This window comes from Butyricicoccus sp. (assembly GCF_050872565.1).
Classification (GTDB): Bacteria; Bacillota; Clostridia; order Oscillospirales; family Butyricicoccaceae; genus Butyricicoccus_A.
This window is the reverse complement of record NZ_JBNMHC010000040.1, coordinates 1-10,912: the sequence shown is the minus strand read 5'-3', so window position 1 is coordinate 10,912 and position 10,912 is coordinate 1. Positions and strand designations below refer to the sequence as shown.

The following is a 10,912-nucleotide window of genomic DNA, read 5'->3' as shown; positions in this document are numbered from 1 at the left end:
GTCATGCTGTCCAAGCTAATGCCCAGCGTGGACAGATTATGCAGCATCGCAGACGTTGCCGGTTGCAGGACACCTGCCACACCGAGCAGAATCAGACCGAGATTAAAGCCAATGATAAAGCGATAATTGCGGTCGATGCGCTGCATCAGTGCATCACTGATCTTTTTCAGCGTTACCAAAGTGTACAGATCGTCAGCCGAAATCGTAATATCTGCGATTTCACGCGCAATTGCTGCGCCATCACTGATGGCAATACCTGCATCTGCTTCAGACAGGGCCGGAGAATCGTTGACGCCGTCACCAACCATGATAACTTTTCGTCCTGCCTCATGCTCTGCCTTGACAAATTCTGCCTTATTTTCCGGCAGAACTTCTGCATAGTACTTGTCAATGCCCAGCTTTGCTGCAACAGCACTTGCCGTCTTGCTGTTGTCGCCGGTCATCATAACAACGTTCTTGATGCCAAGCATATGCAGCTGGTCAATGACCTCTGCTGCCTCTTCACGCAGCGGATCTTCGACACAGATGACTGCTGCCAGCTCGCCGGAGATGGCCAAATACAACGGAGAATATTCCTCCGGAATGGTCTCAAACAGTTCCTTGTCTTCCTCGCGCAGTATGCACTTTTCATCCTCAAAGATAAAGTGATAGCTGCCAATCAGCACGCGCTGACCTTCTACCATGCTGGAAATGCCGTGTGCTACGACATATTCAATCTCAGAATGGCATTCCTCGTGCTTAAGGTCACGCTTTGCCGCTTCCTGTACGACAGCCTTTGCCATCGAATGCGGATAGTGCTCTTCCAAGCAAGCAGCCAAACGCAGCATTTCATTCTCATTGTTTCCGCCAAACGGAATAATCTTGGCAACCTTCGGGGATGCATGGGTCAGCGTGCCGGTCTTGTCCAATACAATGGTATCTGCCTCAGAAACAGCTTCCAAGAACTTACCGCCCTTGACAGAAATATGATGTACACTGCTCTCACGCATCGCAGACAGAACCGAAATCGGCATTGCCAGCTTGAGGGCACAAGAGAAGTCAACCATCAGGACAGACAGCGCACGGGTTGCATTGCCCGTCAGCAGATATACCAGCGCTGTGCCGCCCAAGCTGTACGGTACCAGCTTGTCCGCCAGATGAGATGCCTTGTCCTCCGAAGCGGACTTGAGCTTTTCCGATTCCTCAATCATCTTGACAATGCGGTCATAGCGTCCGCTGCCGGAATTCTTATCGACACAAATCACGCAGGTGCCTTCTTCGACAACGGTACCGGCATAGACATACGTGCCAGCTTCCTTGCGTACCGGCAGAGATTCACCGGTAATCGACGCCTGATTGACAGTCATTTCACCGGAAACAACCTTGCCATCCAGCGGAATCATATTGCTGGTGCGAACGACAATTTCATCGCCGACCTGTACTTCATTGACCGGTGTCAGTACTTCCTGTCCGTCTACCAAGCACCATACCTTATCGACATTCAGCGACATGGTACGCGCCAAATCATCCACAGACTTTTTGTGCGTCCACTCTTCCAGTGTCTCACCGATGCCGAGCAAGAACATAACAGACGAAGCGGTATCAAAGTCACCGCGCAGCATGGATACCGTAATTGCCGTGGCATCCAGTACGGCTACTTCCAGCTTGCCCTGTGCCAAGGACGAAATGCCATGGCGAATATATTTCACCGACTTGGTCAGTGCAATGGCAGCACGCATCGGTGCCGGAACAATGGTCTTGCACAGAATGCGGCGCAAAACCGATGCCGCGATCTTATCTTCGTATTCGCGGCTCAGGGCACGGCCGGTATGATCCGGTACGAGATCCAATGCCTTGGCTTCGGCATACGAGAAGGTGCGCAGAGCATCAATCACTGCCTGACGCGCGCCAGTATACCGAATGACAATATCACAGGTACGGTCAAAAACCTGAACGTCCTTGACGCCGTCCTGATTTCTAAAATAATACTCCAACAAATCTGCCTGTTCCAGCGTCATGTGCTTCTGCTGCACACGGACACGGATTCTTCCCGCAGATTCATGCAGAATTTTACCCTTCATACTACAATGAAGCCTCCTCTATGAACAGCAACAGTGCCTGCACTCAGGCAGGCACTGCATGATCTTTCCGTATACGATGCGGCAGCTTATGCCTCTTCAGCCGGAGCTTCGGTCTTCTCCTCAGCCTTTGCATCCTCGATGTACTCGTCAGCAGCTTCGCGCTCCTCATTGATGATCTTTGCATCGGTTACGATGTCATCGCAGTTTTCACGCACTTTGGTGACAGTCTTCATCACACAGCTCTGTGCACGCATAGCGGCAGCTGTGGTCTGGGTGTAGACCTTCTTTGCATCCTTGCTGCTCAGAATCTTAATACCAGCAGTACCGAACAGAACGCCGCCGGTAAAAATGCCAACCTTATTCCAGTTGATTTCGTTAAATGCTTCTGTAACCTTAGAAATGATTCCCATGATAAGTAACCTCCTATAAAAATTCAGGCCTTTTCGATGCCTGAAAGCACTGTAATGATAAAGCAAACGACGGTTAACCCGGCAAAGAACTTATGTACTTTCATCTGATGTATCACCTCATTTACTATGATTTTATTATAGCAAGCTCTTGCATTTTCTGCTACTCTTTTCCGATTTTTTTGAAAAATATTTTACAAATTCCTGTGCAAAATTTTTGCCAAGTTTTTACACGCGACAGGTTATATTCTGCTAATATCCGACAGCATAGGCAAATTTTCGTTTTATTTTTATGTTGCGAATCTTTAACTTTTTCTATATTTAGGCACGTAAAAAGAAACATTCGGTTCGTATTTTCATACTTTTCACGGATATAAGCGAAAAAATAATCAACATTTTCTGGAAAGCTGATGAATTTTTTACAAAGGATTCCTGCAATTTTCGTTTTTACGCAGCGCATATTTTTTGTCATTTTTTCCGACAAAAACAACCAAAATTACAAGATGTTTCTTCTGGCGCAGCTTATTTTCCTGTATTGCGTTTGCATATCGTTAACCGCATAAAACCACAGCACAGCAAATACAAGCAGCCCATTCGGACACGAATGCTCCAATCGGACAAAAAACTGGTGCATGAGCGCAAAAAAAGACCCGCGGGATAAACCCACGGGTCTTGTAGCGTCGAGATATAAAGTAAGTAACTTACTTCAGCTCTACAGAAGCGCCAGCCTCTTCCAGCTGCTTCTTGATCTCTTCTGCGTCTTCCTTAGAAGCGCCTTCCTTCAGGGTAGACGGCAGCTCGTCAACCTTAGCCTTAGCTTCCTTCAGGCCCAGGCCGGTAACGGCACGTACAACCTTGATTACGTTGATCTTCTTGTCGCCAGCAGCGGTCAGAACAACGTCGAACTCAGTCTTCTCAGCAGCAGCAGCCTCGCCAGCGCCTGCAGCAGCACCTGCTACAGCAACCGGAGTAGCGGATACGCCGAACTCTTCTTCCAGAGCCTTAACCAGCTCAGCCAGTTCCAGAACCTTCAGTTCCTTGACAGCATCAATAATTTCATTGACAGTCATGGTAGTAACCTCCATAATTTCAAAAGTTAAATGTGTGGATGGGAAATTTCTTCCCTGTTTTCAGCAGCAAATCTTATTCAGCTGCTGCTTCTTCTTCAGCCGGAGCCTCAGCAGCAACCAGAGTGGAAACCAGAGCTTCCTGGTCTGCTTCGCCCTTCTCAGCGATTGCGTTAAGCGCAATAGCCAGCTGCATAATCGGGTAGTTGAAGCTGTAGAGGGTCTGTGCGATGAGCACTTCCTTGCTCGGCAGCTTAGCCAGCTCTTCGATCTTGGATACCGGTACAACAGCACCATCGAGGAAACCGGTCTTAATGTTGAAGTTCTCATGATCCTTAGCGAACTTAGCGAGGATCTTTGCCGGAGCTACAACGTCTTCGGATGCGATTGCGATAGCAGTGGTGCCATGCAGATGCTCGAACATACCGTCGAAGCCAACTTCCTGAGCGGCAAACTTCAGCATGGTGTTCTTGACAACAGCGTACTCAACGCCGTTCTCGCGCAGCTCCTTACGGAGAGCGGTATCGTCAGCTACGTTGATACCCTTATAATCAACAACAACACCAGCCGGGGAATTCTTGATCTTTTCAACCAGAGAAGCAACCTGTGCCTTCTTCTGTTCCAGAACCTTTGCGTTTGGCATAGTCTGTTTCACCTCCATAAAAGTGATTGGGACATAGAAAATGCCCTTCTGCTCAAAGACAGAAGGGCATGAAAAATCATTTGGAAAATTTCACAAATGCTTGCCTCGGCAGGATGGTAAAACCGGTTACGATGGATGACCCATCTCCTGCTGTCTTTGAACGAGCTATTATAGTATAACAGCCCGATTCATTCCTGTCAAGGGCTTTTTTGAAAAAAGTTTAAAAATTTTAAACTTAGTTGTTGCCGAGCTTAGCAGCGTTGATCTTGATGCCAGGGCCCATGGTAGATGCAACTACGCAGGAGCGGATGTACTGGCCCTTTGCTGCTGCCGGACGAGCCTTCAGAACAGCGCCCATCAGGGTGTTGAAGTTCTCAGCCAGCTTCTCAGCACCGAAGGATGCCTTGCCGATTGGGCAGTGGATGATGTTGGTCTTGTCCAGACGGTACTCGATCTTACCAGCCTTAGCCTCGTTTACAGCCTTCGCAACGTCCATGGTTACGGTGCCAGCCTTCGGGTTCGGCATCAAGCCCTTCGGGCCGAGTACACGACCCAGACGGCCTACCAGACCCATCATGTCCGGGCTAGCGATAACTACGTCGTAGTCGAAGAAGTTTTCCTTCTGGATGCGCTGAACCAGATCCTCAGCGCCTACAAATTCTGCGCCAGCGTCGAGAGCTGCCTGTGCCTTATCGCCCTTAGCGAAAACAAGTACGCGAACATTCTTACCGGTGCCGTTCGGCAGTACGATAGCGCCGCGAACCTGCTGGTCAGCATGACGGGAGTCAACGCCCAGCTTTACGTGAACTTCGACAGTTTCGTCGAACTTTGCCTTTGCAGTCTTTACGACAGTGTCAAAAGCCTCATCAGTGTCATAGAGCTTGCTGCGATCTACGATCTTAGTGCTCTCAATATACTTCTTACCTTTGCGCACGATAAATTTCCTCCTTTAGTGGTTAATTCGGAACGATTGGTTCCTCCCACCAGACGGCGCGGGCCGCCGTCAGCAAATGAAAATTAAAATAACTCAGGTCGCGAGAAATTACTCAGCGACAGTGATGCCCATGGAACGGGCGGTGCCTGCGATCATGCTCATAGCAGCCTCTACAGAAGCAGCATTCAGGTCAGGCATCTTGGTCTCTGCAATCTTGCGGACGTCGTCAATGCTGATCGTTGCAACCTTGGTCTTGTTCGGAACCGCAGAACCGCTCTGGATGTTGCATGCCTTCTTGATGAGGACAGCAGCCGGAGGGGTCTTGGTGATGAAGGAGAACGAACGGTCAGCGTATACCGTGATAACGACCGGGATAATCATACCTGCGTCATTCTTGGTGCGCTCGTTGAATTCCTTGGTGAAAGCCATAATGTTGACACCGTGCTGGCCGAGTGCCGGACCTACCGGAGGAGCCGGTGTTGCCTTGCCTGCCGGAATCTGAAGCTTAATAAATCCTACTACTTTCTGTGCCATTTGTATAGCACCTCCTTGAAAAATGTGGTAATGGCGAGTCGCTTGGCAATGTGCTTACGCAATTGCTGCGCTCTCCCACCTGCCAAAAAACGAGGAATTACTCCTCATCAACGGCTTTGACCTGATTGAGTTCCAGCTCAACCGGGGTCTCACGTCCGAACACGGGGATGGTAATGCGAACCCTGTTCTGTCCTGCGTCGATTTCGTCGACAACGCCGACAAAGTCGATAAACGGACCGCCGCAGACGCGTACCGAATCGCCGACCTTGTAACCGATCTGCACCTCTTCCACCTCGCGGGACACTGCGCCCCACTTGCGCGCTTCCTCATCAGTCAGAGGCTGCGGCTTGTTGGAATTCGGGCTTACGAAGCCGGTGCAGCCGCGCGTGTTGCGCACGAGATACCAGCTCTCGTCGGTCACGATCATCTTTACCAGAACGTAACCCGGGAACAGCTTGCGCTCCACCTCGCGGGTCTTGCCGTCCTTGACTTCGCGGACGGTCTCGACCGGAATGGTTACCTCGGTAATCAGGTCATGCATTTTGCGGTTTTCTACCGCTTTCATAATGGATGAGGCTACTTTGTTCTCGTAGCCAGAGTAGGTATGAACGACATACCATTTTGGTGTCTCAGACATTTGTTTTCAAACCTTTCCGCTTACGCAGCCACAGAGATCAGCGTTGTGATTCCGAGATTAAAGATTGCATCCAGAATCCAGATAAACACACCGATGACCAGAATGGTAGCTATAACGATGAGCGTATTGTTCGCAGTCTGCTTACGAGTCGGCCACACAATCTTGTTGCATTCGCTCTTCAGATCGTGGAACCACTTGCCAATTCTGGAAAAGAAGCCCGGCTTCTTCTCCTTACCGGAGTTCTTCTTCTCAGAAGCGTTCTGGTCTTTCTTAGCCATGAAGCCGTATCCTTTCTCCAGCCTTACTTGGTCTCACGATGGAGTGTGTGCTTCCGGCAGAACGGGCAGTACTTCTTCATCTCAAGACGCTCCGGGTTGTTCTTCTTGTTCTTCATTGAGTCGTAGTTTCTCTGCTTGCAATCGGTGCAAGCCAGGGTTACCTTAACGCGCATAACGGCACCTCCTTAAATAATTGCCTCCCTTTGCAGGGCTGCTTCCCAAAAGAGAGCATAAAAAAATACCCTGCATAGGTGTTATTATTATAACACGCAGGGTATCTTTCGTCAATGCCGATTTGACAATTTATTTTTCACAAATTTTTACAGATGTTTTTGTCACGAACACAGCACTGTGCCGACTTTTTTCGTCTTTAGCGGTTGATGACCTGGAAGAACCAGCTGTACGCGACGAGAACGGCGAAAATGGTGTAGCAGATTGTGGTCATCGTGCGGCCCTTCTGCTGGTCGCGCGAAGCCAAAATACCGATGATGCTGCCTACAAAGGCAACCGGATAGCCGATGAACGCGCCGATCTGACCGCAGAACTGTCCGACCAGAATGCCGACCAGCATGATGCCGACGGCAATCAAGCCCATATACGTACTCTTTTTGTTCTTCTTTACTTCCTGTTCTGCCGCCTCTACTTCTGCCTTGGTTGGCGGCTTCGGTGGTGCCTTGCGCTGCGGCGCACGCTTCTTTCCGTTTTTTCTCTTGGATTTCGATTCTGCCATGAGTGCATCTCCTTGTTTGATTCGTTAGTAATAAGCATTTGGCTCCCTCCTTGAGGGAGCTGGCATTTGCTTTGCAAATGACTGAGGGAGTTTTATTCAATGGATAAAAACGCATGAGATTTGCTCTGATACGTATCTGCCAATGTAAAAACTCCTTCCGTCACGGCTTGCGCCGCGCCACCTTCCTCAAAGAGGAAGGCTATGTGATTGGTTAGAAACTCTCTCACCCATTTCCCATAATGAGCAGGACAAACTGCATCGCGCACAGCATACAGAACACGCACAGGACAATTTTGGTAATCTTGTGGTTGGTGGTGTCCCATTGGGTATTGACCATAGACGCTGCCGCGCCGATAAATGCCAGCGGATAGCCGATCAGAGAAGTGATACGATTGTCAATCAGTGCGAGCACAAATCCCACAATCATCACGCCCAGACAGGCAAACCGAATTTTTTTCTCTTTATCCCAGTCCCGCATGGTGGGAACGGCATTTTTTGTCGTCTGTGCCGCATGGGCTTTGTTGTTCTTCTTTCGTCCCTTTTTTCGATTGTTTTTGGATTGTGCCATATCATCAACCCCTTCTCTCATTTTTTGCTTGTTCTATTATAACAATCAAATGCCAAAAGTGCAATGTCATTTGCATCAGAATCCCCTGTATGCTACAATACGAACAAGATCGAAACCACTGGATGTCTATGCCAAAGGAGTTTATGGGATATGAAGATACTTGGAATTGACTACGGCGATGCACGCACCGGTGTATCCATCTCTGATCCGACGGGATTTTTGGCTGGTTCTCCGCAAGTCATCTCGACTTGGAACACCGAAAAGCTGCTGGAAGAGCTGACCGCCCTCGTTCAGAAGGAAAAAATCGAAGAAATCGTCATGGGCTTACCGAAAAATATGAATGCCACCCAAGGCGAACGCGCAGAAAAGTGCAAGGCTCTCGGCGCAGAACTGGAATCGCGCACCGGTGTTCCGGTTGTCTATTGGGATGAACGCCGCACAACGATTGAAGCCCATGCCATTCTGCACGCTTCCGGCAAAAAGCAGAAAAAACACAAGAAAAACGTCGATGCCGTCGCTGCATCCCTGATTTTACAGGGCTATCTGGATTTCAAGCGAATGCAGAGATAACCAGAGACAAAAACACATCGCGCAGGCTTTCTCCTATCAGAAAACACTGCGCGATTTATTTATTCTGTATTTAGTCTGCTTGTTTTGCAGTCATGCCTACCAGCCAGAAGATGACCAAGAACACCGCTGCGACAAGTGCAGACAGCGTCATGCTGCCGGAACCCATAAGATATTGTACGCCCGCCGTCAAAGCAACAAATAGGATACAAAATCCAACCGCTTTGTTTCGCGCAAAGCTATACGAAATCCAGCGCGCTGCCATGGCACCGAGTACCGCGGAGATAATCGCCGCAGGCTGCCAAGTCAATTTGAGTGTCAATAAAGAAAAGCAGATGCTGTCTGCCAATAAAAAGGAAACCCATCCAAAAATGCCCGCCAAGACAGCATTTCGTGTGCTGATTTTTTTCATGATCGCGATACCTCCCGCCTTTGTGCAGCATTATAACATGATCGTCCCATGCCCGCAATGCAAAAATCCCATGCAGGACAGCGGTGTATCATGCCGAATTTTTTGCACATACTAGACATGCAACCAAAACTATGGGGAGGACGGGATATGTTTGTGATACAGACCGCACTGACGGCACTGCTCGCCTTGGCCGTTTTATTCGCCATCACAAAGGCAATTGGACATCGGCAATTGGCACAGCTCAGTACCTTTGATTATATCAATGGAATTACGATCGGTTCAATTGGCGCAGAACTCGCCATTGCCGAGGGACAGGAATTCTGGAAATGGCTCATTGCTCTGCTGGTATTCGGCATAGCGACATGGATTCTTGCCGTCTTGCCCAATCGTTCGCTGCGGCTTCGCCGGTTTCTCAATGGCCGCGCATCCGTCTTGCTGGATAACGGCAGAGTATACGACAAGAATTTCAAACGGGCACATATGGACATCCATGAATTTTTAATGGAATGCCGCAAGCAAGGCTATTTTGACCTGAATCAAATCCAAACCGCTGTGCTGGAAGCCAACGGCAGCATCAGTATTTTGCCGGTCAGCCGCTATCGTCCGGCAACGCCGGAAGATCTGGCTCTCGCTGTTTCTCAGGAGACAGCCTGCGGCAATATCATTCTAGACGGCGTACTCATGGAACACAATCTCAAAAACATGGGCTTTGACCGCGCTTGGCTGGACAAGCAGCTCGCGCGGCAGCATGTACGGATAACAGACATCTTTTTAGCCATCTGTTCAGCAGACGGCAGTTTGACTGTATTTTCCTATACGCACAAAGACCATCGCGATATTTGGGAGTAAAATTCTTTGTGTATTTTTTGTGATTCTCGTTTTTTCAGCAAAGAAATTGTGTTATACTAACTCCGAATGGTATCGATATAGAAAAGGAGTGACAGCAACTCGATGAAATATCCATTTTGGGGTTGCGCGGCAGCTGTCGCATTGAGTGCCTGCCTGCTGGGCGCACCACATGCACAAGCTGTTGATTTCAAACAGGCATCAGCAGAGACACAAACCGTCCTCTCTGCGGCAGACCAGGCGGCTCTGCTGCCAGACAGCATGGATGGACAATTGGCAACCGCATCTATCACCAAAGAACAGGCGTGTTCGTTCGCTGTGCGGCTGTACGCATCTCTGACAGACACGTCCTATGACGCATTGATGAGCCGTGACCAGGCCAAACGCACGGTATGCCCGTTTACGGACACGAAAAGTGCAGATGTACAAGAGGCATGGCTATTGGGTCTGACACAGGAGGAATCCGGTACATTTTCTCCGCGCGAGCCTGCCAATCGGCAGCAGCTGTTCGCTGTGTTATATCAGGCTGTGCGCAGTGCAAACAGCGGTACCGATCTGTCAGAAAATGAAATCGCAGAAGCCCTGTATTCCTATACAGACGGTGCGTATGTGCCGGATTGGGCACGAGAAGGCACAGCCTATTTTATCCGTCAAGGTCTCACAAGCGGTATTGGTGACCAGCTGCTCGGCGTGGGCGAACAAATTTCCGCAGAGCAAACCGCTCTCTTAACCTATCGCGTCGCCGCTGCTGTACATACAGGACGCGGTACCAGCAGCACAACCGAAACCATCAGCACGATTTCTATGCACTCCGGCACGAATGCAGTCAGCTGGACAGGCAGCGGTGCTGATTATTATCTCTTGTACTTCTATCAGCAGGAAAACTTCGCACAGAAGCCGCTGTATGTCGAGCAAATTGCTTCCACCGGCAGCGGTGCACAGGAATACACCCTGCCGACAGAAATTCAAAATCAGCCGGGTATTTGGTATTGGTCTGTTGATGGATTTGACTGTGACGGCAAATTGCTGGCATCCGCCGACACAGCTACCCAATTGGTTGTCGCAGCAGACGCAGCACAGTCGGATTCTTCCCTGCTGAATCCAGCTATGCGGACGTATACGTATACGATTCCTGCCCAGACGCAAGACGCTTCGTCTGACAACACAACCGAGGAACAGACGACCACGTATCACCAGGCAACGGAATCCGTGATTTCTTCTACGATTCC

At 49.5% G+C, this 10,912-nt stretch carries 15 protein-coding genes and 1 other annotated feature; of the genes, 3 read left to right on the top strand and 12 right to left on the bottom strand.

The features are described from left to right. The 11 genes from ACR0P9_RS03285 to ACR0P9_RS03235 form a co-directional block, all read right to left on the bottom strand. Positions 1–2,060, bottom strand: a 2,060-nt coding sequence (locus tag ACR0P9_RS03285; protein ID WP_432617411.1) for a heavy metal translocating P-type ATPase, incomplete at its 3' end; no start/stop codon positions are given. Positions 2,061–2,146: 86 nt separating this feature from the next. Beyond that, entirely contained in the window at positions 2,147–2,470 is a 324-nt protein-coding gene (locus tag ACR0P9_RS03280) for a DUF6110 family protein (RefSeq protein WP_432617410.1), read from the bottom strand. A gap of 698 nt (positions 2,471–3,168) precedes the next feature. After that, a complete protein-coding gene (gene rplL / locus ACR0P9_RS03275) occupies positions 3,169–3,537 on the bottom strand; it encodes a 50S ribosomal protein L7/L12 (RefSeq protein WP_216469439.1) in 369 nt (122 codons plus the stop codon). 73 nt (positions 3,538–3,610) lie between these two features. Further along, positions 3,611–4,177: a 50S ribosomal protein L10 gene (gene rplJ / locus ACR0P9_RS03270; protein WP_432617409.1), complete on the bottom strand. Its 567-nt coding sequence runs from the start codon at positions 4,175–4,177 to the stop codon at positions 3,611–3,613. Between the two features lie 27 nt (positions 4,178–4,204). Further along, positions 4,205–4,355, bottom strand: a sequence feature (ribosomal protein L10 leader region). A 57-nt stretch (positions 4,356–4,412) separates the two neighbouring features. Next, complete coding sequence (rplA, locus tag ACR0P9_RS03265; RefSeq protein WP_432617408.1) at positions 4,413–5,111, bottom strand: 50S ribosomal protein L1; 699 nt, start codon at positions 5,109–5,111, stop codon at positions 4,413–4,415. 108 nt (positions 5,112–5,219) lie between these two features. After that, a complete protein-coding gene (gene rplK, locus ACR0P9_RS03260; RefSeq protein WP_216469441.1) occupies positions 5,220–5,645 on the bottom strand; it encodes a 50S ribosomal protein L11 in 426 nt (141 codons plus the stop codon). A gap of 97 nt (positions 5,646–5,742) precedes the next feature. Next, a complete protein-coding gene (gene nusG / locus ACR0P9_RS03255) occupies positions 5,743–6,282 on the bottom strand; it encodes a transcription termination/antitermination protein NusG (RefSeq protein ID WP_432617407.1) in 540 nt (179 codons plus the stop codon). A 20-nt stretch (positions 6,283–6,302) separates the two neighbouring features. Next, entirely contained in the window at positions 6,303–6,560 is a 258-nt protein-coding gene (gene secE, locus ACR0P9_RS03250; RefSeq protein ID WP_432617406.1) for a preprotein translocase subunit SecE, read from the bottom strand. Between the two features lie 23 nt (positions 6,561–6,583). Next, positions 6,584–6,733, bottom strand: coding sequence for a 50S ribosomal protein L33 (gene rpmG, locus ACR0P9_RS03245; RefSeq protein WP_432617405.1), 150 nt, complete (start codon positions 6,731–6,733; stop codon positions 6,584–6,586). A gap of 197 nt (positions 6,734–6,930) precedes the next feature. Then, a complete protein-coding gene (locus ACR0P9_RS03240) occupies positions 6,931–7,290 on the bottom strand; it encodes a hypothetical protein (protein WP_432617404.1) in 360 nt (119 codons plus the stop codon). A gap of 223 nt (positions 7,291–7,513) precedes the next feature. Then, on the bottom strand, positions 7,514–7,858 hold the full coding sequence (locus ACR0P9_RS03235) for a hypothetical protein (protein ID WP_432617403.1): 345 nt from the start codon (positions 7,856–7,858) through the stop codon (positions 7,514–7,516). A gap of 150 nt (positions 7,859–8,008) precedes the next feature. On the opposite strand from ACR0P9_RS03235, the gene ruvX reads away from it, so the two are divergent. Next, the gene (ruvX, locus tag ACR0P9_RS03230; protein WP_432617402.1) at positions 8,009–8,428 is read left to right on the top strand and encodes a Holliday junction resolvase RuvX; all 420 of its coding nucleotides are present in this window, start codon (positions 8,009–8,011) and stop codon (positions 8,426–8,428) included. 70 nt (positions 8,429–8,498) lie between these two features. Here the strand turns inward: ruvX and ACR0P9_RS03225 are convergent, their stop codons facing one another. After that, positions 8,499–8,837 (bottom strand): hypothetical protein, encoded by a 339-nt coding sequence (locus tag ACR0P9_RS03225; RefSeq protein ID WP_432617401.1) that lies wholly within the window; start codon positions 8,835–8,837, stop codon positions 8,499–8,501. 147 nt (positions 8,838–8,984) lie between these two features. On the opposite strand from ACR0P9_RS03225, the gene ACR0P9_RS03220 reads away from it, so the two are divergent. Together ACR0P9_RS03220 and ACR0P9_RS03215 are read left to right on the top strand one after the other, a co-directional pair. Further along, the gene (locus ACR0P9_RS03220) at positions 8,985–9,686 is read left to right on the top strand and encodes a DUF421 domain-containing protein (protein WP_432617400.1); all 702 of its coding nucleotides are present in this window, start codon (positions 8,985–8,987) and stop codon (positions 9,684–9,686) included. 102 nt (positions 9,687–9,788) lie between these two features. Beyond that, a partial coding sequence (locus ACR0P9_RS03215; RefSeq protein WP_432617399.1) for a hypothetical protein occupies positions 9,789–10,912 on the top strand: 1,124 nt, incomplete at its 3' end.

What these genes read in the sequence shown, in the direction of transcription:
- ACR0P9_RS03280 (WP_432617410.1), bottom strand. Translation starts at nt 2,470, where the DNA reads ATGGGAATCATTTCTAAGGTTACAGAAGCATTTAACGAAATCAACTGG.
- rplL (WP_216469439.1), bottom strand. Translation starts at nt 3,537, where the DNA reads ATGACTGTCAATGAAATTATTGATGCTGTCAAGGAACTGAAGGTTCTG.
- rplJ (WP_432617409.1), bottom strand. Translation starts at nt 4,177, where the DNA reads ATGCCAAACGCAAAGGTTCTGGAACAGAAGAAGGCACAGGTTGCTTCT.
- rplK (WP_216469441.1), bottom strand. Translation starts at nt 5,645, where the DNA reads ATGGCACAGAAAGTAGTAGGATTTATTAAGCTTCAGATTCCGGCAGGC.
- nusG (WP_432617407.1), bottom strand. Translation starts at nt 6,282, where the DNA reads ATGTCTGAGACACCAAAATGGTATGTCGTTCATACCTACTCTGGCTAC.
- secE (WP_432617406.1), bottom strand. Translation starts at nt 6,560, where the DNA reads ATGGCTAAGAAAGACCAGAACGCTTCTGAGAAGAAGAACTCCGGTAAG.
- rpmG (WP_432617405.1), bottom strand. Translation starts at nt 6,733, where the DNA reads ATGCGCGTTAAGGTAACCCTGGCTTGCACCGATTGCAAGCAGAGAAAC.
- ACR0P9_RS03240 (WP_432617404.1), bottom strand. Translation starts at nt 7,290, where the DNA reads ATGGCAGAATCGAAATCCAAGAGAAAAAACGGAAAGAAGCGTGCGCCG.
- ACR0P9_RS03235 (WP_432617403.1), bottom strand. Translation starts at nt 7,858, where the DNA reads ATGGCACAATCCAAAAACAATCGAAAAAAGGGACGAAAGAAGAACAAC.
- ruvX (WP_432617402.1), top strand. Translation starts at nt 8,009, where the DNA reads ATGAAGATACTTGGAATTGACTACGGCGATGCACGCACCGGTGTATCC.
- ACR0P9_RS03225 (WP_432617401.1), bottom strand. Translation starts at nt 8,837, where the DNA reads ATGAAAAAAATCAGCACACGAAATGCTGTCTTGGCGGGCATTTTTGGA.
- ACR0P9_RS03220 (WP_432617400.1), top strand. Translation starts at nt 8,985, where the DNA reads ATGTTTGTGATACAGACCGCACTGACGGCACTGCTCGCCTTGGCCGTT.